Consider the following 23,625-nt stretch of genomic DNA (forward strand, 5'->3'; position numbering starts at 1 on the left):
TCATAAGCACGTTGAAAAGTCAAAGCCCGCCTCTAAGAATCTACACATTGATTCATGAAAACCAATCGCCGCATCATACACATCGACATGGACTGCTTTTACGCGGCGGTAGAAATGCGTGAGCGCCCAGAACTCGCCAATCGCCCACTGGCTGTCGGCGGTTCATCGGAGCGGGGCGTATTAACCACCTGCAATTACCCAGCGCGCGCATATGGCGTCCGCTCTGCAATGCCAGTCTTTAAAGCAAAAGAACTTTGCCCACAGCTCCTCATTGTCCCTGTCCGCTTCGATCTCTATCGAGCCGCCTCCAAAGCAGTACGCGAGATATTCGCACGCTATACGGACATGATCGAACCGTTATCACTGGACGAGGCCTACCTCGACGTCAGTCATATTAAGCGCCCGGGATCCGAGATCGCAGCAGAGATCCGAGCCACAATTGAACAAGAAGTTGGACTCACAGCCTCGGCTGGCATTGGTCCTAATAAACTCATTGCAAAAGTCGCCAGCGATTGGAACAAGCCCAATGGGCAATGCCTAGTCGCCCCCTCGAAAGTGCCTCTCTTCATGCAGACGCTGCCCGTTCGGCGTATTTGGGGAATCGGCCCTAAAAGCAGCGCGCGCCTAGCCGCCCACGGCATCGAAACCTGCGCCCAATTACAGACGCGTGATAAAACATGGCTGGCTCAAGAATTCGGCAGCTTCGGCCTAGAACTCTACGACCTCTGTCGTGGCATCGACGAACGGCCCGTCCAGGCAAATCGCATTCGAAAAAGCCTGAGTAACGAGCGCACCTTTGCTCAAAACCTAGAAAGCCTCGAAGAATGCCGGGAACAACTCATTCGGCAACACCATGAAATGATGGAGGACCTACGGAAAATTTCTCCCGACCGCCAGATTGCAAAACTACTGGTAAAATTAAAATTCAGCAATTTCCGTCGCACCACCGCCGAAATGCCCGGACAACAGCCGGAGATACCGCACTACTTAAAACTTCTCAACGAGGCATGGGGACGTAGCGGCGAACCCGTACGTTTGCTGGGTGTCGGAGTCAGGTTCGCCGAAACCACCAATAACACAGAACAACTTGAACTGGGAATCTAAAGTAACATTTGTATAATAATTGAATATAAACCTGCACTGCAGTTCTATTTATCAGCATGAGCGGCCAACCCCCAAACCCAAGAAAATACAAGCTATCTAAACGCTCCGAAAGCGAGAACGCCAGTACAGCTGCCACCAGCTCGCATTCAAAAACCTCTACGCAGCCGCAGTACCCCGCCCCTCCGTTGCAGCTACGTCCAGCCCAAACACATACGATGGCTGAGGATTCAATGCGAAGCACTGCGGACCTACTCGAAGATGCTTATGGGGCAGAAACCGGCAAACGTCGACGCGGCCAGTTACTGACCTGGATCATACATTTTTTCATTACACTTACGACCATTTTACTCTTCGCCGTAGGGACACTCGCTTATGCACATGTCTATAAGGCGTGGCCACAGCTAGAACCAATCAGTTGGTATGCTCCATTCTTAGTAGTTGCCGCGCTCAGTGCGTGGATTTGCGTACAAGCACTCCAGTTTTTAAAAAGAAGAGAGCTATCGCTACTAATCACAGGCCTAATGCTTGCCGCAGCCATCACCTATTGGAATCTCTATGTATTCGAATACGCCACCCGCAATGCAGCTATCATACCACAAAACGGACTTTGGGCGCCCGAAAGCGTAGAAGACTTGCTCCTCACGACTGAAATAAACGCTTCGCGCGGTATTAGTAACCACGCAATCGCCTATACTCAACTGAGCAAGCAGCAATATTACCAAACCTTTAACTCAATATCTAAAGAAAATTGGCGTGCTCCCTTTCAACGCTTTCTGAGTGCCAAAGAAATAAAAACGATCAATTCAATCAATATTCAGGATAAAATGCACTTGGTTGTTCAACGTATTCAGGAACAAAGAACTCGTATCTGGACAGAATTACAGCAACAGCACCAACAGCCTGAATTACAATTCCGACTCCGCAAAGCCCTGCTAAAGCCCTACACATGGGCCCTAAGTCACTTACAATAACGAAGCAGAGCATAAAAAAACCGACTCTAGGATGAAGTCGGCGAAAAAATCAGGGATTTTATAAACAAAATGGCGCAGTCCCTACCCCTAAGGACTGCGCCAACCATTGTCTACTTTATGTCCTCCGGAGAGGACTTATTCTGTTACCCCAAACTCCCTTGCGGGAGTAAAGTTGATGGACGGAATAGAACACGTGAATTCCGCCGCTGCAAGTTTTATTTGATTCTTTTCCTACAATACTTATTGCGCTTATAGTAAGAATAAGTTCAACTTATCAAAATTAAATTCAGAAAGTGGCGCGAGGCATACCCCTAAACCCCGCGCCACACTGTTTTCTGCTTTGTCTTATTACCCCAACTCCCATACACGGGAGAAATAGAAATACTAGAAAGAACTGATATAGACTATAACAGTAATCGTGCCAACATCCTGGACATACTCATAATTGTCCTCTTTTTTATAGCGAAACGTGAAATTTACCAAAAACGTCGAAGATGTCATAGCCAACTTCCGTGGCCTACCGCGCACGGTCAGTGCGGCGGCACGGCGCGATCCCACTCCGCTGGACAACATACTCGCGGTCTTACAAGAAAAATACAAACTGGAGAAACCCAGCCCTGAACGTACTTTAGTCGAAAACTGGGAAAAAATCTTCGGCCCCAGTATGTGCGAACGCTGTCACCCAGTCCGCATCAAAGACGAACACACTCTGGTCGTCTCGGTAACCAACCAAACACTACGCTCTGAATTACAATTCATGAAGCGCTCGATACTCAAAAAAATCCAGAAACTAGAACATTGCGAAGACATCAATGAATTAGTGATCCGAAGTTGAGCACAGATCTACAAGGTAAGGCTGACTTTGAACATTGAACCACTCGAGGACTTCAGCAAAGTGCTTCTCATCCACACATGAAAAGCTACCTTGATTTACTTCGCACAGTCCTAGAAACCGGCACCTATCGTGACGATCGCACCGGCACAGGCACCTACTCCATTTTCGGCGCACAGGCTCGCTTCTCGCTAGCGCCAGACTTCCCGGTCCTGACAACAAAAAAGCTTCATCTACGCTCAATCATCCATGAGCTACTGTGGTTCATTCAAGGCAACACCAACATCAACTACTTAAAAGCAAACAAAGTGCGCATCTGGGACGAATGGGCCGACGCAGACGGCAACCTCGGCCGTGTCTACGGCGCACAATGGCGCGACTGGGCTGCGCCAGGCGGCGAGCGCGTGGATCAACTCGCCGAAGTCATCGACTCGATCCAAAATAACCCCGACAGCCGCCGCCACATGGTTTGCGCGTGGAACCCTGGGGAAATTAAGCACATGGCCCTCCCTCCTTGCCACGCGCTCTTTCAATTCTACGTTTCCAACGGCGAGCTCAGCTGCCAACTCTATCAACGCAGTGCCGATATCTTTCTAGGTGTGCCTTTTAATATCGCCTCCTACGCACTGCTCACGCAGATGATTGCTCAAGTATGTGGGCTCAAAGCAAAGGAATTCATCCACACCTTTGGTGATTTACACCTGTACTCCAACCACGTCGAGCAAGCTAAAGAGCAACTCTCGCGCGAGCCACGTGCACTGCCTCAAATGAAGATCAATCCCGCGATCAAAAACATCGATGACTTCACATTTGAGGACTTCGAATTAGTGAACTACAATCCCCACCCTGCCATCAAAGCACCAATCGCCGTTTAAACGATGAATACCTATAAAGCAATCGCCGCCATGTCCGAAAATCGAGTGATCGGCAACTCAGGAGACATCCCCTGGCACCTGCCAGCAGATTTTAAGTGGTTTAAGCAAACAACCATCGGCGGCATCCTCATAATGGGACGCAAGACTTACGAGTCGATCGGTCGTCCACTTCCAGGTCGCGATACCTATGTACTCAGTCGCACGCCACAGCACATCCCAGGTGTTCAGGTTTTTGATGATCTCAAAGAACTCGATCAACTCGAAACTCAGAAAACGATTTGGATCGCAGGCGGTGGTGAAATTTATACACAAATGCTCAGTAAATGCAGCGAGCTCTACCTAACCCGAGTACACCGCACTGTGGAAGGCGACGCCTTCTTCCCTGAATTTGAAGATCAGTTCATCTTCGACACCACTCTCGAAAAGAATAAAGACTTCACCATCGAACGTTGGCTGCGAAAGTGAGATACAGCTTCAGCCATTACTTCCACTCCCCAGTCCTGCAGCCTTTCTTCCAGTATAAACTGATATGGGATAGGTGAAATGGATTTCCCCATCGACCAATCGCGTTTTAATCCCGAGACGATTCACAGTCAGATCCTCCCGAAAGATGCTCCTCAACTTCTCTTCATCTCCGGGATTCGGAAAAGAAGCAGCCAACTGACTTTCCAACTCCAGATTCACCTCGTAGCCTGACCTGTGAATCTCAACCAGTCCCGAGGAGGTAATCATCGAATCAAATTCTTCGACGGAAAGCGCCTGTGTATGAGAGGGATCCCGTAATCGTTCCATCTCATTATAGGCGTCCACAAAGTGCGCAGGAAGGACAGGATCGGCAATCAAAACCCATCCATTGGGCCTGCACACACGGATCATCTCCGACAAAACCGATTGAGGCCGCGTGAAATGGTGAAATGTATAGCGAGAAATAACGACGGAAAATCTGTCATTTTCAAAGGGTAACTCAGTCGCCGATCCGATCCGCCAATCCATATTAGAAAGCGCTTCCGACGCCTGACGACGACGTGCTTCCTCAATCATTTTTTCCGTCAAGTCGATCCCTGTTACGTTCTTTGCGAATCGAGCGAACTCACAGGCCACTAGGCCAGGGCCACAGGCAACATCCAGAACCGTGTCGTCAGAGCCCACCTTCGACAGGTTAATCAGGAGATCCACCGAATCAAGATGCCCTTTCAACTGAGTGAAAGGAATTGCCTGCTGAGTGAACTGCTCACGGATACGTTTATTATGCTCTGCTTCTGAAGTCGTCATGGGAGCATTGTAATTCATCCCCTCACAAATTTCTTGTATTAGACTGATCGAGATTTTTACACCTCTGTTTACGGTATTCCGCTGGAGTCAGCTGAAAAATACTCTTGAATGCCTTGGTTAATTGGCTCTGATCGTAAAAACCTGCTTCAGACGCCGACTCTGCAACCAGTAGTCCTCTTTTCAGCAGCTGCCTTGCCTTCTCGGTGCGCACATCGAGACCATAGCCTTGAATGGTCGTGCCGTAACATCTCTTAAACAAGCGATTGCAATGCTCCTTCGAAAACGGCATGTGCTCTTCGATGTATTGAAAGCAACTTCCCATGTCGGCACCACTCTCGATCATCTCTTTGATCTTCGTCGGTACCCAGTGAAATGAAGCCCAGCTTTTCGCTTCGCATCCGCTGCTAAAGTACACATCTCTTTTCTTTAAAAACAGCAAAATAGAGCGAACGAGCATCGTGTGCTTCCTCTCATCAGCATCATCAAAATCACGCATAGCTTTGACAAACTGATGCTGCCAACCTCGGTCGCTGGCTAGAATTCCTGTCGTCGCCCTGCTCCCGGAGGAAAGCATAATCGTACAAGCAAGTGAGAGAGTATGCACTCCAGAAAAATCATCAGACGTTGAAAGCACTCGATGAGTTACCCCGCTGGGAATGAGACAGAGCATACCTTTCTCCAGCGTCACGCGCTGATCTGCGATACTCATCTCAATCGTGCCGCCTTCAACCGTTGCGAGCACTGAATAGTCATGGCTGTGAGCTCGCTCACAGCCAATTCTCTCAGCGGAAAATCGAACGTCTAATATCATTGTTCTGAGAGAGAAATGGAACGACGCTAGCCGAGCAACTCTTCGGCGTGCGCTCTGGCGGAGGCGGATTTGCGGTCGCCGAGCATGCGAGCGAGCTCTTCCAAGCGAGCCTCGCGACTGTCACCGAGTGGAGCGATGGTGACGGCGGTCGAATTTTCATCTTGGGACTTGGTGACTACGTAGTGGTTATGTGCCAGTGAGGCGACTTGCGGCAAGTGGGTGACGCAGAGCACTTGGTGTTTCTTCGCAAGACGGGCGAGCTCGGCGCCGACAGCGCGGCCGACTTCGCCGCCGACGTTGGCATCGACTTCGTCGAAGACGAGCAGCGGCGTGGCATCGGCCTCGGCCAGCACGGTTTTGAGCGCGAGCATGACCCGAGCGGTCTCGCCGCTGGAGGCGATTTTATTGAGCGGCTGTAGGTCCTGCCCAGCGTTGGGGGCAAAGAGGAATTGGCAATGACTGTCGCCGTGTTCGTGCAACTTAGTGTCAGCGATCAATTTGATCTCTAGCCGTGCTTTTTTAAAGCCGAGGGCTTGCAATAAGTCGGCCGCTTTTTGGGCGAGGGCCTTGGCGGCTTGCTTGCGTCCAGTGGTGAGCTTGGCGGCTTGCTTGCGCAGCTCGGCTTCAAGTGCGGCGGCAGCTTTGCGTTTTTGGGTCAGCACGCCATCGAGGTCTCCCTGGATGGCTATTTTTTGTGCGAGCTCCTCACGCTTGGAGAGCACGGCTTCGACGCTGCCGCCGTATTTTCGACGCAGTTCTTGCCAGAGGCTCATGCGCTCAGTGGCCGCCTCGATCGCCTCTTGATCAAAGTCGAAATCTCCAGCCAACTGGCCGACCTCTTCACCGAGATCCTGGAGTTCGAGTTGTAGGCTGCGCGCGCGCTCAAGTAACGACTGTGAGCCGTCGTCCAACTCGACCAACTCTTCGAGTCGCAAAAGCACCGCGCCCAGCTGATCGTTGATACTTTGCTCCCCGATCAGTCCTTCAGAACAAGCGGAAGCGAGGCCGACCAGTTCCTGAGCACTGGACATGCGGGTGTAGTCACGCTCGAGTTCCTCGATAGACTCTTCGCTGACATCGACGGCATCGATTTTTTTAATTTGTTGGCGTACAAACTCCAGCTCATCGGCATCGAGACGGTCCCCTGTTTCGAGGGCTTCGATCTCACGCAGGGCACTACGCCAGTTGGCATATTCTTCGGCAAAGGTGATGAGTGCCTTGATATTGCCCGCGTAAGTATCGAGCATTTCGAGTTGGCGCTTTTCTTGGAAGAGTTTTTGCGGCTCCCCGGGGCCGTGGAAGTCGATCCACGATTCGCCGAGCACTTGCAGCTGCGCCAAGGTAGCCATGCTGCCATTGACTTGAATGCGCGGAATCTTTTTGCGATGTACGCTACGCTGCAAAAGCAATACACCGTCCTCACAGGCGGGCAAGCCGACACTCTCAAGCAAGCCATCAATCACCTCGACATCAGCGAAATAAAGCGCCGCTTCGACTTCGAGCAAGTCTTGGCCTTGGCGAATCATGCCCTTATCGGTGCGCGCGCCGGAAAGCAGGCCCAAGGCTCCCAGGAGCACACTTTTACCTGCGCCGGTCTCGCCAGTAACAGACGTAAAGCCAGACTCAAACTCAAGGGTAACTTCTTCGAGTAGCGCGAGATTCTTGATGCGAATATGTTGAAGCATTGGTGACGGTTCCTAGAGAGCTGAAGCGACAAGTTGAATAAATAGTGTCAGCGGAAAGAGACTGACCAGAAAAGTGACAATGAGACAGAGAAAAGTTTTCAACACAGACAAGCGTAATGCAGCAGCCAGTGAAAGTAGTAGAATTACATAGCCATACAAAAACCCCAGAAAGAAGAGCCAGTAATAATTGGCTAGAGCTGCGGCATCCTGCTGACTGCCTAACACGAAGATGAGAGCGGTAAACAATAAGAGCCAGGGCAAGAGTCCAAGCCCGATCGCGACCCGCACTTCACGCTGCTCGGCCTGCCCACCGAACCAGCGACCGAAATTGCGCAAGAGCCAGGCAAACAGATAGAGCCCCAGTAGACCGGCCAACGCGCCGATCACGTAATAAGTAATGCCCGCGTCCGGATTGGTCAGGTAAAAACGGTCCGCTTGCACTAAACCAAAGAGCATCGCCAGCACTAGAGCGAGTCGGTGGCCCGCGCCTGATTTAATTAGGCCTTGCATCGTTTGCCCCGGCTTATACCAGAACGTAAGCACATAGAATGGATTGGTTTGTTCAGTCATGAGTCTGCCAGCAAGGAAGACCGAAGAAACGAATCAGGCAAGTCTGTGTATGCACTATCGACATATGCTTACCGTTTCACAGATCAGCAAAGGCTTCGGCCAGAAAACACTCTTCACCGACATCTCTCTTCGCCTACTACGCGGCGAACGGATCGGCCTAGTCGGCCCCAATGGGGCCGGTAAAACCACTCTATTTTCCATTATTATGGGCGAACTGGAAGCGGACAGCGGCGAGATCGAGCTGGAACGCGACACCCGGATCGGCTTTCTCCCCCAGGAAAGTGCGCCCGCAGGCGACGAGACGGTGGCCGAACTGGCCACCTCGATCAGTCCGGAAATGACCCAGATCTATAAGACCCTGCGCGAAGTGTCCGATCCCGATGCGCCGGAACGCCTCGCTGCGATCGAACGTTTTATTGAGCTGGACGGCTACAACCTGGAGGCCAAGGCCAAACGCATACTTGCGGGCCTGGCCTTCCGCCATGAGGACTACGACATGCCCGCCAGGACCTTGAGTGGCGGCTGGATCATGCGCGCCCACCTGGCTCGCCTGCTAGTGATGGAGCCGGACCTGCTGATGCTGGACGAGCCGACTAATCACCTGGACCTCGAAACTCTGAGCTGGTTTCAGAACCAGCTCAAGCGCTACTCGGGCGCGATTCTAACCATTTCGCACGACCGCGAATTTCTGAATGCAATCTGCGATGGCATCGTGGAGATCGCCCACAGCAAATTACATCGCTATGTCGGCAACTACGAAAAGTATCTGAAAGAAAAAGCCGAGCGCGAAGCTCAGCACCTGGCCGCCTATAATAACCAGCAACGAGAAATCGCACATTTGGAAGACTTTGTGCGCCGCTTTCGCGCCAAGGCCAGTAAGGCCAGCCAAGCGCAGGCACGGATGAAACAACTGGAAAAGATGGAACGCATCGCACCGCCCGAAAGTGCCGCCGACACCATCCATTTTAAATTCCCACAACCACAGCGCAGCGGCCAACGCATCGCGCAACTCGATCAGGTCAAGCAAGCCTACGGTGAGCATGTCGTCTACGAAGATCTCAGCTTGGAAATCGAAAAAGGCCAGCGCACCGTACTGGTCGGCCCCAATGGCGCAGGAAAATCCACCCTGCTGAAGATCCTCGCGGAACTGGTCCCGATCCAAGCCGGCTCCCGTGAACTCGGACACCATGTAACAGTGGGCTACTTTTCGCAGCAACGAGTGGAAGTGCTCGACATGGAGCGCAGCGTGTTGGACGAGGCCATGGACCGCACCTCCGGCACCAGTGAGCAGAACGTGCGCAGCATTCTGGGGGCCTTTCTGTTTCGCGGCGACGACGTCTTTAAGAAGGTCAAAGTACTCAGCGGTGGTGAGAAAAGTCGCTTAGCCTTAGTAAAATTACTACTCGCCCCACCAAACTTCCTACTACTTGACGAGCCGACCACTCACTTGGACATGCCAAGTATCGATGCGCTGATCGGCGCACTCAAAGACTATTCGGGCACGCTACTCTTCGTCAGTCACGACGTACACTTTATCCGCGCCATCGCCGAGACCACCATTCAAATACAAGCCGGACAGGTCACTCACTATGCGGGCAACTACGACTACTACCTACGTAAGTCCGGAGCCGAATCAGAACAGAGCGGACTCATCGCAGGCCTAAAGAATGCACGCCCGGACGGCACGCCAATCAGCGAAGGTAACCACTTGACTATCAGCGCAAAAGAGCGCCGCCGCATGGCGGCCGAAGAACGCAAAGCAGCGGGTAAAGCACGTAAAAAAGTGGAAGCGCGCGTCGCCAAAGTAGAGGCCGAGATCATGAAACTCGAGGTCGAGCAAACCGAAGTCTCACGCCAACTGGAAGATCCCAAAGTGTATGCTGACCCCTCCACGGCGAAAGAATTGAACATCAAGGCAGCACGAATCGCTAAGTATTTAGAAGAAAAAAACTACGAATGGGAGCTCGCAGCCGAAGAGCTAAATCAGCTTTAATCCGCTCGACAACTGCGCGATTACGTATTTTCGCTTTACAAGCTACGTTGAAAAGCGAACCTTATACCCTTTCGACCATTTATCCCCCCGTCCACTTGTGATGCTGTTTCGATTTACTTTTAAAGGTTTAACTTCCGCCGCACTGATTTTCAGCTCGGTTCATTTTGCGAGTGCACAAGCAAATAATGCCAGCCAAGATGCCAGCCAGCTCGGCTTTACGGGTCTACAGACTCAGGCGAACTCACTCGTCGAAGACGGCAAGCTGATTGAAGCAATGCCGCTGCTGAAGGAATTAGTCAAACGGGTCGAGGCCGCAAATGACACGAACTCAGATATCCAACTCGATTTCCCACTGTTCTTAATCGGCACCGGACATATCCAACAATACGTCAATTCAGGGAAGAACAACGAACTACTCGAGGCACTCAAGTGGTATGATAAACTGGAAAAAGAATTTCCGGATTCGCCCAAGATGAAGGATATGCTGCTAAAGCGTATTGATGTCTACCGCGTGCTTAACCGCAACGACGATGCCATTGCACTGATGCAGCGGATTTTATCCGGCGCGTATAGTAATGTCCGGCTGAGCTACGCAGAGCAAACCAAGCTCCTCAAGGACCTCACTCAGGTTTATTACAGCACCGGGCAACTCGCAGCGGGACTCCCCTATTTTGGACAGTTACTGGATGTGGCACGCTCCGCAGAAGACCAGGCCTTGGCTGCAGCAGCAAGTTTCGAAGCACTCATCGAAGCGAAACGCTTGGATGGAGCGCTACGCTTGTTGCCGACGCTCGCGAGGGAGTCGGCAGTACGTTACCGCCCCCGCCTGAATGTCGCTCTGCTCAAAGCGAGTGACACTCTAGTCGATGCAGGACGTATGAATGATGCCGCATTGACGCTCAATTTGATCAAAACCACCGATATCATGATCGAGTGGCATGAGGCACAAATCGAAACAAAGACAGCACGCATGGAGCAGCGCATCGCGTTCGGCAACAGTCAGGAAGAAGTTGAACGCCTGCAACAAGAGCTCAAAACCTTAAAAGGTAATTTAGCGCATCTACGAAACCTGCCCACATTGCGCAACGAGCTACTGGTGCGCCGCGCCCGCAATTACACAAATACTGCACGCCGTTACGAAGCCTTTTGGATGTTCAACGATCTAATGGTTGAAAACCCGAAGGACCCAGAATCTGAATTTTACCATTATGCGACTTTCTCCAATGCACTGCAAATCGGCAAGAGGGAAACCGCAATCACCGTGGGCAAGCGTTATCGCAGCCTATTTCCAGATGGAGATTATTATTCTGATGTCACTGGTGCCCTCGCCAACGAGTTGAAGGAATCGGGACAAGTTGAAGAATTTATGGCCCTGGCCACCCATTTCTTAGGCAGCCGCCCACAGGATCCTATCGGATCCAGCCTATTCGCGCAATGGGCGAGCTATCTGATTGAACAACAACGTTACGCTGAACTAATCAATCAGGCCGCAGAATGGTATAACGCCCACCAAAACACTATCTACGAAGATGGCATCTTCTATTGGGGCGGCTTAGCCGAGTTACAATTAAGCCAATTCGAAGATTCAGTCGGCAGTTTCACACGTTTGGTCGAGCAGTATCCAAACAGTGTGTATGCTGAAGACGGCCTATTGCGCAAAGGCGCCGCGCTCTTTTATGCACAACGCTTTGAAGAAGCCCGCGATACACTATACGGATATGTGGACCAGTATCCTAAGGGACAGGCCTTGGATCAGGCTTACTTTTTCCTAGGTGAGGTCGAATATCTGGCAGGTAAATTTGAGCTTGCGCTCGAACATTTCTATAAAGCGAACGAAATCACAGGGCTGCAGGACGTTCACAACGGTGCAAGCTTCCGCATCGGTAGCGTTCTGGAAGAACTTGGACGCTACGAGGAAATGGCTCAACACTTCATCCACTACATCAATCAGTATGGAGAAAAAGGAGACCTAACCCGCGCGGTGCTTCAACTGGGTCTCGCCTACGAATATTTAATGCGTCCAGTTGAAATGCTCGCTCTTTATCGAGAAAATATCGAGAAATTCGCACAAGATATCAATAATGTAGGTGTCGATGCACTCATTGAAGGCTATGCGGAAAAATACAGCCAAAATTTAGCAACACTCACTGCCACAGTAGCCTTCTTTGATCGTCTGGAGGATGACCTCGAATTCCGCGAAAAAATTGTTAGTGATCGCGGTTTCCTATTCGAACACTTCTACGTTAATTCTGACCTGGATCAAACACTCTACAATAAGTTGCGCCAACACGCAGCCTTCACACCCGAGCTAATCAAGGACCTCACCCCCATAGAATCACTCATCACCCCCTATCGCACACAACTGGAGAGCTATCCAAGCGAGTCCCCCGAAAGCTACTTCAAAGCCCAGCTCACCAGAGCCCGGGCACAGAACGACTTTTTCCGGGAAATTCGGATGTTGATGGGACTGTATCGCTTAGGTGTTGAAATGGCTCCCAGTCGGAGCTACGACAGTGCACTCATTGAAACGCTCACACCACGTGCGATTCTCTATGTCGCAGATTACGAACGCGACAAACGTCTGGAATTTGCGGAACAGGCTTGGAATCAACTGCTAATCAACTATCCAACCGACGCCACAACAATAGTCGCTTTTATGCGCCTAGCAGATGTAACCGCGGAAAAAGGCGACACCTTAGGCGCCCTCAACTATCTTGAACAAATCGTCACTCAGTTCCCAGGATCGCCTAAGGTCCCCGCAGTTATGCTGCGCCAAGGTGAACTACTCAGCGAATTAAACCGCGGCAATGAGGCCCGTGAGAAATATCAATACATCCTGCGCGTACCTGAATGGCGCGGCGTACTCCACGCACAGGCATTGCAGCAAATCGGAGAGTCCTATATGGCTGAACAAGCCTACGCGGAAGCACACGGTTTCTTCGAACGCACCTTCCTAGGCTATCCTCACCTCGCTGAATGGAGTGCACGCGCCTACTTATCCGACGCCAAAGCACTCTTGGCCATGGGAGAAAAACAAGATGCCATCCGCACCTTACAGGAAGCAATTGATGAGCTGTCAAGCAATGCCCCCGAAGACATCCTACAAGCAATCAAAGCCAAATTGAAGGAGCTTCAACTATGATTTTTGCCCCAGTTAAAAACCGACGCACAATGATGAAGCGCATGTCCACCTTTTTGCTTTCCGCTATACTGCTCACTACAGCTATAGCCCACAGTACGGCGACCGCTCAAGAGGTAAACCCCTATTGGATTGAATATGGCAACGAGCCGGTGCTAATGCAGCAAAACAATAATGGAGTCAGGCAGACACTTAAATTTGTCGCATACAAAGATAACATGCTAGTCGCTGAACTAGATGGCGGTGTCGGTGAGATCTCGCTGCCAGTTAGCGAATCGATGGTGCAGAGTCTACGATTGGACAATTCTTTCATGCCTGAGATTAACCGCATGATTAATAATGGCAACTACACCGGCGCGCTCACACTGCTGCGTCCCAAAGCCTATCCTTTGATCAAATTTCACACGGTCCCTGAGAGTTTAACTCAATTACACGTCCCAATCCGCACCTTGATCGACACCTTGATTAAAGAAAACGAATTGAATGAAGCCCATGACATCGTAAATCGCATACAACTGAATCAAGTCAGCTTAAAATATAGCGAGAGTGCGATTGCACTGATGAACGCCTATCTAGCTCAAGAAAATTTTGATGCTGCTGCACAGATCACCAAGATCTTACCCGTCGATGGTCAATACTCAGCGAACATTCGCCCAATCGTGGACGCGGCCGATGCTCTAAGAGCGGCGGGAAAATATAAAGACGTCATTCCACTTTATCAACAAATTGAAAGTGTCGTTCCCGAGGATGTCAAAAAGAACGTAAAAATGTGGTTGGCCTACAGTCTGGTTCTCGACAACCGCGTGGAGGAAGCCACGCCCATGATCGACTCCCTGGAAGAACCCGAGCCTAACGAACGCCTATTTTCACTCTACAAACTCCTGCAAGGCTCGCGTGAACATCGCAACGAAAACTATGGTAAAGCACTTGATTTACTCACGCGCGGCTTTGTGCGAGCACAAACCTCCTACGTTTGGGTACCGGAAATGCTTTATCTAATCGGGGACTGCTATGCACGCTCCGAAGATTATATTGCGGCACGCAACGTCTGGACAGAAATTGTCACACTCTATCCCGAATCTCCATGGACGCAACTTGCCGACACCGCCTTGGCAAAACTTCCCCAACCCGAACAAACTGAAGACGAATAAGGCTACCTTGCTACGACATCCTATTTAAATACAAACTACATATCTGACTTTAAATTATAATCATGAATACATCAAAGTTACGCCTCCTCCCCACCTTCTTTGCGATCGCACTCTTTGCCATTGCGACACAGTGGGTACTCACACAGCCATTGAGTGCTCAGGACTCTGAGCAAACCGAAACGACTGAAGTCACAGTCGAAGAAGTCGCCGCAACTGGTGGTGAAAAGTCACTTATCGACATGTATAAAGCAGGCGGCTGGGCCATGTATCCACTCACGATGCTCTCGATCGGTGGATTCGGCTTAATCGTTTATAACTTTATGGCAGTACGTCCAGAGCCGATCCTCAACACTGAAGCCACCATTCAAATCGATCAAGCACTCCAGAACCTCGATATCGAGAAGGCCAAAAATATCTGCCAAGAAAATCCATCTCCGGTCACCAATATCATCGATTCAGGAATGAACCGCGTCGATATCAACAATTACGATGCCGAACAGGTCAAAGAAGCGATCGAAGAGTCCAGCTCCGAAGAACTCGCAGGCCCCTTTGTATTAATCAACTATCTCTCCGTAGTCGGATCCCTATCGCCAATGGTGGGGCTACTCGGAACGGTTTCTGGTATGGTCAAAGCCTTCAACGTAATCGAAGCAGAAGGCGCAGGCAGTGCTCAAGCACTGGCTGGTAACATTTCGGAAGCTCTGATCACTACAGCGACCGGAATGATTGTAGGTATCCCTGCAATGTTCTTTTTCTTCTTTTTTAAGAATCGCTACGGGAAAATCACTTCCCGCATTGGTCGCGTAGTCGGCGACCTTCAATTCACTCTGAATAAGGCGATTAAAAACCGCGCCTAATCAATTCTCCTAGCTCATCCCCCAAAAACTATGGCAATGTGGACCCCAGAAGAGGTTGATCCGGAGTTTGAATTAACTCCAATGATCGACGTCGTCTTCCTGTTGATCGCGTTCTTTATGACATTGATCAGTTTCATCAGCGCCGAGCTGGTGCAACTGGAATTGCCAGAAGCCGAACAAGCGACCATTCCCGAGGAACCAGGCGAGCGCCAATACATCTCTGTTGATATCGACGGGCAACTCTACTTAGGTGCCGCACCGATTACCGCCGAAGCGCTCACGGCACAACTGATCGCCTTAAAAACGGAGCTTCCACAACTTAAGGTTTTCTTACGTGCCGACGCACAGACCGCTCATCGTCACGTCAACCGCGTAATGGAGGCGACTGCTAAAGCCGGAATTTTCGACCTCATCTTCGCATCAGCTAAGGACTAATTATGCAAGTCAGCTCTGTACTCGAATCTGAAGATAAAGTCGACATCACTCCGATGATCGACGTGGTCTTCCTACTCCTGATCTATTTCATGTTCTTGCCACTGCAACAAGAAGCCGACATTGGGATCAAATTACCCAGTAATGCGCCTCCTGCGGAAAACTTGAATCTCCCAAGTGAGCATATTGTAGAAATTTTCCCAAATGGTTTAATCCTGCTAAACGGTGCACCTATGGATGGAATAGACGATCGGAATATGAACCGTCTAAGCACCACACTTACACGTCTGAAACTCTCCTCAGACCGTGCTGGTATCGACACCGTGGTCAAAATTCAAGCCGACCCAGACTCTCCCCATCAACGTGCAATCGATGTATTGAATGCATCTGCCAAAGCGAAAATCAGCAAAGTGTCGTTTGCTGCCTACGCCGAGTAAACCAGACCCATGATTACTGCACCCAAAAAGCGTAAGATGAACCCCATGCTGCTCAACGTTCTGTTGATCAGCGGCGGTGTTCACGCGATCGCCCTATTCATTCTCGGATCCATTACTGTTTACAAGTATATCATCCCCGATGACGCCCAATTCGAAGAACCTCCCGCAGTGGAGGAAGAGCAGCCTCCACCCGATGTCAAAATTGAAATAAAACAACAAGCTGCCCCACAGGCGCAATCCATGAATAACTTACGGATGAAGCAGGTGGGGAACATCGCAGTGCGCGCAGTGGATGTGCAACTCCCCAATATGCAGGAATCCTTCACGGTAAGCACAGGGCTGGGAGGTTTTAGTGGCGGCGCCTTATTGGGAGGCACACGCGGCAGCATCGGTATCGGCATGTCTGACGTGAGTGTCTTCGGCCTGAAAACACGGGCTGAACGCATCTTATTTGTCATTGATGCCAATCGCCAAATGGTGACCGATGCCAAGGGAGGCCTCAATAGCTACAAAGTTATTAAGAATGAAATCACCGACATGGTTGCCAACCTATCGACTGGCACGCTCTTCAACGTGATGTTGCAGGACCGCCGCAAAACAATGCTGTTTAAAAACAACTTGGTTCCCGCCGGTGCTGACATACACATGCAATTGGTTAAATGGATCAGTCCAATTAACTCCAATGCCAGCAAACCTGGCTTAGAAGGAGTCAGCGCAGCTCGACAACCAAAATTGACGACATTTCCAGAAGATGAAATCCAGCAAGCAGCAAGTTACTCCGGAGATCGTGGCAATGAAACCGCATTCCTCACCCAATATGCCTTAGAGCAGAACGTGGATGCAATTTTCTTTATCACTGGATATCACCGTGGCTTTGAACGCATTCGACGCCAACCCAATGAACGGGAAAACAAAGAATGGCAAAGAACCACCAGCTCCAGAAAGTACCAACAACAGCTAGAGGAACATAAAAAAGAAATTCCTAAAATGGAAGAAAAAATCAAAAAAGAGCTGGCTAGGCAAAACGCGGAACGTAAGTCCAAAGGACAGCCACCACGCGTACTTGCGCAGCGCTACGGTGTCTATTCAAATGCAAGAGAACTCGATCTAAAGTGGGAAACCCCGCACCCAGGTTGGCAACCTGCATACTGGGTTGATGAACGGGATGTCGAAAAATACTTCAGCAAAGTCATCGACACCCTATACACAGACAAAGGAGGGCAAGCTCCCTCCATCAACGTGATCCTCTTCCTGGCAGGTGACGAAAAATTCAGCAACGATGCAGAAAAATCGCTAAACAGTTACGTTCGCTCTTTTTCGGGCAAGAATCGTGTGATTCGGGGTGAAGACGAAATTAAAAGTGCACGTAGCTCTAAAAATACCAAAAACTAACTGCACACTTTCTTAAATACAAAAAGGGCATAATCGTAACTGATTATGCCTTTTTTGTAATCGACGAGCACGTACTACAAACCACGGACACGTACTATTGGCAACAGAAATACTCACTGGCAGGGCTTGCCAAGCCTCACCTCACTGAGCAGGATCGAAAATCCGCAAACTCACAGGTACTCCAATCACAGAATTTTCTGCAGTCAACGCGGCCTTCGCAGCGGCAATCGCGACTTCGTTCGTCTTATGCGTGGTGACCATCAACTTTGCAGTATCATCAGCCAATTCCTTCTGATTCACTGTCGCAAAACTAATATGTTGGTGCGCTAGAATATCAGAAATTTTAGCTAATACGCCCTCCTCATCCTTTACGTGAACGCGCAGATAATAACGACCACTCAAATCTTCTCGAGCCGCTAATTCCAGACCATCCGCGAGTTTCTGATAGGTCGCTTCATCTTCCTCCGAAATAGCAGGAGCGGGCGCGCCCTGTAGCATAAATACTGCATCTGCAATGTCGCTAATCACCGAGCTAGAGGTGGCATCTTGCCCAGCACCACGGCCAATCAAAACTGTAGTGCCGACGACATCGCCGGTCACACTCACCCCGTTATAGACTTCATCAACTCCAGCAATCACTTCCTTCTTAGAAATCAAAGCAGGATGCAGACGCACGGATAGCTTATTCAAATCGAAGTCCCGCGCAATCACGGCCAGAAGCTTAATCTTATATCCCAGTTGCCCTGCAATCTCGATATCTTCCCCAGTAATATCACGAATCCCTTCACAAACAATTTGATCCAGGGAAACCCATTTCCCATGAGCTAGATAGGCAAGAATCACCGCTTTATGTGCCGCGTCGATTCCATCTAAGTCGAGCGCTTCATCGGCTTCAACATAACCGAGTTGACGCGCATCGCCAAGTGTCGCGTCAAAACTCAAGCCCTCTCGCTCCATCCGCGTCAAAATATAATTTGAGGTGCCATTCAATATGCCGAAAATAAGCTTAAAGCGATTGGCCACTAAAGCCTCACGAATCGTCTTAATGATCGGAATCCCTCCAGCTACAGAGGCTTCAAAGAAATAATGTCCGCCATGCTGGCGCGCAACCTGAAACAACTCCTCACCATGCTCACAGATCAAAGCCTTATTCGCAGTGACGACAATTTTACCCTGCTCTAAAGCACGCCGTGTCAGCTCCAAAGCCTTTCCCGTGCCTCCCATTAGCTCACAAACGATATCAACCTCGGAGTTCTCCACAACGCGAGCCGGATCATCTGAATAGCTCTCAGCAGGCACCTGCACTTCGCGTTCCTTACTGGCATCACGAACCACTACTTGTGTGATATCAAGACGAGCTCCCAAGCGATATTCCAGCGCGGAACGATTCCTTTCGATATTCTTCCAAACTCCTTGGCCCACGACGCCAAAGCCCAGCAAACCGATACGAATTATGCGTTTTTCAGACATGTTTCTCAAATTTTATAGGTAAAAGACTTATAATTCCGCAAAGAATCACGGAACAAAGGCGAGAAACCAATAGGAGCTCACGCAATACTCAAGGCCATAATCCAGCCGACTAGAGCTTAAAAACGATGAAGCCCTTGGTGCCAGATGCCCAAACATAGAGACGGTTCTGCTCATTTGGCACAAGGGAACTCTCGAGATCAGCCACATCACGAACAGGCCGATCATTAACTTCAAGAATGACCATCCGCTCATCCAGCTTATCCACAAAAGGAGAATCAGTGCGCACCTCAGCGATCACGACTCCCTCAATCCCTTCTGGTATCGAAAAGCGCTCTCGTTCATCCGCTCCCAAACTTTGCAATGTGACCCCTTCAAGTGGTCCTGACAAAGTAGCCATTTGACCATTTAAGCTGCCTAAGGTCACTGGTAATACCATTAATTCGCCCTGTCGAATCAATGTCAACTGCACCTCCGTACCGGGCAAAATCTGCGAAACAACCAAACGTAACTCCGTTGCCGAATCAATCTCACGCTCGTCAACTTTAACAATAATATCTCCATGGCGCACCCCACCCCGAGCTGCGGGTGAATCTTCTTGCACCTGATTCACCAATGCGCCTCGCGTACTATCCAAACCAAATGCATCCGCCATATCACGCGTCAAATCATCTGGAAATAACCCAAGCATACCACGCGGAACTTCGCCGCTTTCAATCAAGTTCGATGCCACATTCAGCACCATATTCACTGGTATCGCAAAACCGATCCCGATGCTGCCTCCTGTGCCGGAAACAATCGCAGTATTGATTCCTACAAGACGTCCCCAAGCGTCCACAAGTGCCCCACCGGAATTCCCCAAATTAATCGAAGCATCCGTCTGAATAAAATCCTCATAAGAGCCTGGTCCTAAAATTGCACCTTGGCGGTTTCGCCCCGTGGCTGAAACAATCCCCTGTGTCGCGGTCAAGCCCACGTCCAGCGGATTACCAATAGCAAACACAATATCTCCCACCCGTATCAGATCACTGTCCGCAAGTGTGACGGCAGGTACATTATTTTCAGGTTCAATCTTCAGGACTGCCACATCTGTCTTGGAATCGGATCCGACTAAAGATGCCACATACTCACTCCCGTCATTTAAACGCACTCGAATCTCATCAGCCTCGCGTCCACGCATCCCTTGCACTACGTGATGGTTGGTAACGATATATCCATCTTCAGAGATAATCACCCCCGACCCGACGCCCAGCGGTTCCTTGCGCTCACGTGCTGTTCCCTCACTCGAATCCATTCTAGGTAAGGGCTGTGCAAACTGCCGTAAGAAATCTGGTAGTGCCTGCCGTTGCCCCACGGTGACGATCTGCGACGTATATACCGTCACCACCGAAGGCGTGGCTTGATCCAACACATCCGCATACGAGACCAGCGGCTTACCTGCTTCAGCCTGAATCGGCTGTGTATCCACCTTTGCATTCAAAGGCGAATGCTCATCGGCAAACAAGGGCGCTAGAGTAAAGAATGATACCAAAGACAAGCAAGTAGCGTATTTCATAATCAGGTACGTGTTAAAGTCGTGCAAAGAATGACAGAAATGAGTGAACTGAGTTCCTCAAAAATTCAGCTATGTGCTTAAAATGGATGACAGACCCAGTCCTCTGCACCTTCGATCCCTAGAGTCGTGCGCAAGCGCCACGCCACCACCAATGCCGCAATCATGGCAACCATGCGCTGGATCTTCAATAAGGTGCGTGGCGTCACCTTCAGTTGCACACGCATAAATTGGCTCTGGGCCAGCCACAACAACGGCAATGTACCTAGACCGAAACCAATCGCAAACTCAGCCCCCTTCATAGCAGAGCCAGAAAACAAAGCTAACCCAAAAATCATATAAAGCGGCCCACAGGGTAACAACGGACTCGCCAAGCCAATCACAGCTGCAGCAACCGGTTTTCGCAAGCGACTAAAACGCAGCGTAATCGTCTTATAAATCTGCCCCAGCCATATCGGTTTTGGAAAAAACCGATCCAATCGAAAGGCCACCACCAAGAAAAAGACCACCAAGATCCACGGCAGATAATTCAGCCATGAGCTCTCAACAGAGCGGATCACCACCGAGCCAAAGGCCCCCGCCAGCGTGCCGACCAGTGCATAGGAAAACAACTTGGCCAGATGGTAGCAGGTCAAGACTAACTGCGGGCTGGCATCCTGTGCCTTTGTCGGCGCAAAGGCACACGATAAGGGGCCGCACATCGCGACGCAGTGTACGCTGGTAATGAGCCCCGCAATCAAGGCCGTGTATGCGTTGTAAACTGTCTGGTAATCAAACATCTGCTTAACAAGATCCCATAAAACACTACAGAATTGCCGAATACAGATTGATAGCAAGTCACATCAGCATAATCAGATTAATGATTCTGCCCACAATGATTCTGCCTAGGAAAAACAACAGCAAAGCCTGAACCCGGAGTTTTAATATAACTGAAAGATCGCAGCTTTACACCAAGCCATTCACAGTTTCACTTGCGCCATGGCTGATCCGCAGAAAACAATTGCCCGACTACGCGCCGAAATCGCAGAGCACGACCGTCTCTACTACAAAGAGGCGCAGCCCAAGATCGACGATCAGGCCTATGATCGCCTCAAGGCCGAGCTGGCCCAATTAGAAGCCGCCAACCCGGAATTTGACTTCGGTGCCGCCCCCTCGCCCACTCAAAGCGTGGGCGACGACCGCTTGGAAGCCTTTGAGAGCTACCGTCACCGCAAACCGATGCTGAGCCTGGATAATACCTATAGCTCGGCAGAACTGATCGAATTTGGTCAGCGACTGCTCAAGCGCTTTCCGGAGCAAGCGCTCACCTATTTGGTCGAGCCCAAGATCGACGGTGTCGCCGTCAGCCTCAGCTATGAGGACGGAGCACTAGTGCGCGCCGTCTCCCGTGGCAACGGCATCGAGGGTGACGACATTACCTCCAACGTACGCGGCATCCGCGGCTTACCGGACAGGATTCAAGACGCACCCACCGTGCTGGAGGTGCGCGGCGAAATCTACATGCGCCACCAGGAATTCGAGCGCATCAACGCCGCCCGCGCAGCGGAGGGGCAAGCGCTCTATGCCAACCCACGCAATCTCGCCGCAGGCACCATCAAACTGCTCGACCCTGCCGAGGCCCGCAGTCGCCAACTCGACATCGTACTCTACGGCATCGGAGCTTGCGAACCAGGCAACTATTTCAGCACACAATCCGAGATTCAGCAAAAGCTGAAAGAATGGCAGTTCCCGGTGCTAGAGAAGTATTGGCTCGCCGATGAGATTGAAAGCGCCTGGAAGTGCATCGAAGAACTGGATACACTGCGGCAAAATTTCGCCTACCCGACCGACGGCGCGGTGGTCAAACTCAACAACTTCGCACAACAAGAAGAAGCTGGCTACACCTCCAAAGCACCCCGCTGGGCGATCGCCTACAAGTTCGAAGCCGAACGCGCCGAGACTTTACTCAAAGAAATCAGCCTCCAGATCGGCCGCACCGGCGCCGTTACCCCCGTCGCCATTTTAGAGCCGGTGCAACTCGCGGGCACCACCGTCTCACGAGCCACCTTGCACAACGAGGACGAGATCCAGCGCAAAGACATTCGCCCCGGCGACACGGTGCTGGTGCAAAAGGCCGGCGAAATCATCCCACAAGTGCTCAGCGTCAATCTCGCGAAACGCCCCGCCGACAGCCAGCCTTTCATCTTTGGAGAGCACCTCAAAGCGCTCGGCATCGAGGCCGAACGCGACCCCACGCAAGCGGTTTGGCGTATCGTGAGCAAGGACGACCCGATCCGCCAGCAACGCGCGCTGCAACACTTCGCCAGCCGCGCTTGCATGGACATCGAAAACCTCGGCAGCGCCGTGGTGGAACAACTGATCCAGCGCGGCATGGTCCAGACCCAAGCCGACCTCTACACCCTGAGCGAGTCCCAACTGCTGGAACTGGATAAGTTCGCCGAGAAGTCGGCCAAGAATCTCCTCACCGCACTGGAGGCCAGTAAACAGCGTGAGCTCTGGCAACTCATCCACGGGCTCGGCATCCCCCACGTGGGCAAACAATCCGCCAAAGACTTGGAAGCCAACTTTGACTCGCTCGACGCCATCGCCAGCGCCAGCGAGGAGCAATTGGAAGCCATCGACGGCATCGGCAGCATCATGGCGCAGAGCATTCACGCTTGGTTCGCCGACAACGACAACCAAAGCCTCATCCAACAACTCAAAGCCCACGGGCTCAATTTTGAAAGTGCTCGCCAAGCGCAAGCCGACGGCGTGCTCGCAGGCAAAACAGTGGTGCTGACAGGAGCCCTGCCCACCCTCACCCGCGACGAAGCCACTAAAATGATCGAAGCCGCCGGTGGCCGCACTAGCTCCAGTGTCAGTAAAAAGACCGACTATGTGCTCGCCGGCGAAGCCGCTGGCTCCAAATACGCCAAAGCCGAAAAGCTGGGTATTATCATCTTGGACGAAACCGCGTTTAAAGAATTATTAGCCTAGTTTAACAATGTAGAACTAGCCCGAGGCTGTCCACGAGTAGGTGCCTCTTTCTGCCCACGACGCGTTTGCCTGCATCATAGCCACGGATTCCTCCGTGATCAGCTGTTTT

Annotated in this window: 20 protein-coding genes and 1 pseudogene; 13 read left to right on the forward strand and 8 right to left on the reverse strand. The window is 51.0% G+C overall.

All coding sequences use genetic code 11. The features are described from left to right. Positions 1–54: 54 nt before the first annotated feature. The 5 genes from dinB (at position 55) to QEH59_RS13805 (ending at position 4,247) form a co-directional block, all read left to right on the forward strand. Positions 55–1,104 (forward strand): DNA polymerase IV, encoded by a 1,050-nt coding sequence (dinB, locus tag QEH59_RS13785; RefSeq protein ID WP_308985957.1) that lies wholly within the window; start codon positions 55–57, stop codon positions 1,102–1,104. Between the two features lie 56 nt (positions 1,105–1,160). After that, on the forward strand, positions 1,161–2,075 hold the full coding sequence (locus QEH59_RS13790) for a hypothetical protein (RefSeq protein WP_308985958.1): 915 nt from the start codon (positions 1,161–1,163) through the stop codon (positions 2,073–2,075). A 469-nt stretch (positions 2,076–2,544) separates the two neighbouring features. Next, positions 2,545–2,910: a DciA family protein gene (locus tag QEH59_RS13795; RefSeq protein ID WP_308985959.1), complete on the forward strand. Its 366-nt coding sequence runs from the start codon at positions 2,545–2,547 to the stop codon at positions 2,908–2,910. A 77-nt stretch (positions 2,911–2,987) separates the two neighbouring features. Then, positions 2,988–3,782, forward strand: coding sequence for a thymidylate synthase (locus tag QEH59_RS13800; RefSeq protein ID WP_308985960.1), 795 nt, complete (start codon positions 2,988–2,990; stop codon positions 3,780–3,782). A gap of 3 nt (positions 3,783–3,785) precedes the next feature. After that, entirely contained in the window at positions 3,786–4,247 is a 462-nt protein-coding gene (locus QEH59_RS13805) for a dihydrofolate reductase (protein ID WP_308985961.1), read from the forward strand. A gap of 9 nt (positions 4,248–4,256) precedes the next feature. Here the strand turns inward: QEH59_RS13805 and QEH59_RS13810 are convergent, their stop codons facing one another. From QEH59_RS13810 to QEH59_RS13825, 4 genes are read right to left on the reverse strand one after another with little or no spacing between them, the layout of a single operon-like run. Next, complete coding sequence (locus QEH59_RS13810) at positions 4,257–5,072, reverse strand: class I SAM-dependent methyltransferase (protein ID WP_308985962.1); 816 nt, start codon at positions 5,070–5,072, stop codon at positions 4,257–4,259. Positions 5,073–5,076: 4 nt separating this feature from the next. Beyond that, on the reverse strand, positions 5,077–5,865 hold the full coding sequence (locus QEH59_RS13815) for a helix-turn-helix domain-containing protein (RefSeq protein ID WP_308985963.1): 789 nt from the start codon (positions 5,863–5,865) through the stop codon (positions 5,077–5,079). 26 nt (positions 5,866–5,891) lie between these two features. Beyond that, the gene (locus tag QEH59_RS13820) at positions 5,892–7,550 is read right to left on the reverse strand and encodes a DNA repair protein RecN (RefSeq protein WP_308985964.1); all 1,659 of its coding nucleotides are present in this window, start codon (positions 7,548–7,550) and stop codon (positions 5,892–5,894) included. A 12-nt stretch (positions 7,551–7,562) separates the two neighbouring features. After that, positions 7,563–8,120: a YIP1 family protein gene (locus QEH59_RS13825; RefSeq protein ID WP_308985965.1), complete on the reverse strand. Its 558-nt coding sequence runs from the start codon at positions 8,118–8,120 to the stop codon at positions 7,563–7,565. 64 nt (positions 8,121–8,184) lie between these two features. Here QEH59_RS13825 and QEH59_RS13830 point away from each other — a divergent pair, with 64 nt between their 5' ends. From QEH59_RS13830 to QEH59_RS13860, 7 genes are all read left to right on the forward strand, one after another. Further along, entirely contained in the window at positions 8,185–10,113 is a 1,929-nt protein-coding gene (locus QEH59_RS13830) for an ABC-F family ATP-binding cassette domain-containing protein (RefSeq protein WP_308985966.1), read from the forward strand. 100 nt (positions 10,114–10,213) lie between these two features. Beyond that, complete coding sequence (locus QEH59_RS13835) at positions 10,214–13,255, forward strand: tetratricopeptide repeat protein (RefSeq protein ID WP_308985967.1); 3,042 nt, start codon at positions 10,214–10,216, stop codon at positions 13,253–13,255. A 41-nt stretch (positions 13,256–13,296) separates the two neighbouring features. After that, positions 13,297–14,403 carry a tetratricopeptide repeat protein gene (locus tag QEH59_RS13840; protein ID WP_308985968.1) on the forward strand — a complete coding sequence of 369 codons (1,107 nt, stop codon included), beginning with the start codon at positions 13,297–13,299 and terminating at the stop codon, positions 14,401–14,403. Positions 14,404–14,465: 62 nt separating this feature from the next. Further along, the gene (locus QEH59_RS13845) at positions 14,466–15,260 is read left to right on the forward strand and encodes a MotA/TolQ/ExbB proton channel family protein (RefSeq protein WP_308985969.1); all 795 of its coding nucleotides are present in this window, start codon (positions 14,466–14,468) and stop codon (positions 15,258–15,260) included. Between the two features lie 30 nt (positions 15,261–15,290). Then, positions 15,291–15,695 (forward strand): ExbD/TolR family protein, encoded by a 405-nt coding sequence (locus QEH59_RS13850; protein WP_308985970.1) that lies wholly within the window; start codon positions 15,291–15,293, stop codon positions 15,693–15,695. 2 nt (positions 15,696–15,697) lie between these two features. Next, on the forward strand, positions 15,698–16,129 hold the full coding sequence (locus QEH59_RS13855; RefSeq protein ID WP_308985971.1) for an ExbD/TolR family protein: 432 nt from the start codon (positions 15,698–15,700) through the stop codon (positions 16,127–16,129). A 9-nt stretch (positions 16,130–16,138) separates the two neighbouring features. Next, positions 16,139–17,521 carry a hypothetical protein gene (locus tag QEH59_RS13860; RefSeq protein ID WP_308985972.1) on the forward strand — a complete coding sequence of 461 codons (1,383 nt, stop codon included), beginning with the start codon at positions 16,139–16,141 and terminating at the stop codon, positions 17,519–17,521. A 141-nt stretch (positions 17,522–17,662) separates the two neighbouring features. Here the strand turns inward: QEH59_RS13860 and QEH59_RS13865 are convergent, their stop codons facing one another. The 3 genes from QEH59_RS13865 to QEH59_RS13875 all read right to left on the reverse strand — a co-directional run bounded on the left by QEH59_RS13865 (position 17,663) and on the right by QEH59_RS13875 (position 21,319). Next, positions 17,663–18,991, reverse strand: coding sequence for a homoserine dehydrogenase (locus QEH59_RS13865; protein WP_308985973.1), 1,329 nt, complete (start codon positions 18,989–18,991; stop codon positions 17,663–17,665). Positions 18,992–19,100: 109 nt separating this feature from the next. After that, positions 19,101–20,543, reverse strand: a complete 1,443-nt coding sequence (locus QEH59_RS13870) for a Do family serine endopeptidase (protein WP_308985974.1) — start codon at positions 20,541–20,543, stop codon at positions 19,101–19,103. Between the two features lie 77 nt (positions 20,544–20,620). After that, entirely contained in the window at positions 20,621–21,319 is a 699-nt protein-coding gene (locus tag QEH59_RS13875; protein ID WP_308985975.1) for a sulfite exporter TauE/SafE family protein, read from the reverse strand. Positions 21,320–21,518: 199 nt separating this feature from the next. Between QEH59_RS13875 and ligA the strand changes: the two genes are divergently transcribed. Continuing rightward, positions 21,519–23,516 carry an NAD-dependent DNA ligase LigA gene (gene ligA, locus QEH59_RS13880; protein ID WP_308985976.1) on the forward strand — a complete coding sequence of 666 codons (1,998 nt, stop codon included), beginning with the start codon at positions 21,519–21,521 and terminating at the stop codon, positions 23,514–23,516. Between the two features lie 10 nt (positions 23,517–23,526). Here the strand turns inward: ligA and QEH59_RS13885 are convergent. Further along, a pseudogene (locus tag QEH59_RS13885) lies at positions 23,527–23,625 on the reverse strand (IS5/IS1182 family transposase); the annotation flags it as partial.

The organism is Thalassobacterium sedimentorum (assembly GCF_031127905.1).
Classification (GTDB): Bacteria; Verrucomicrobiota; Verrucomicrobiia; order Opitutales; family Coraliomargaritaceae; genus Thalassobacterium; species Thalassobacterium sedimentorum.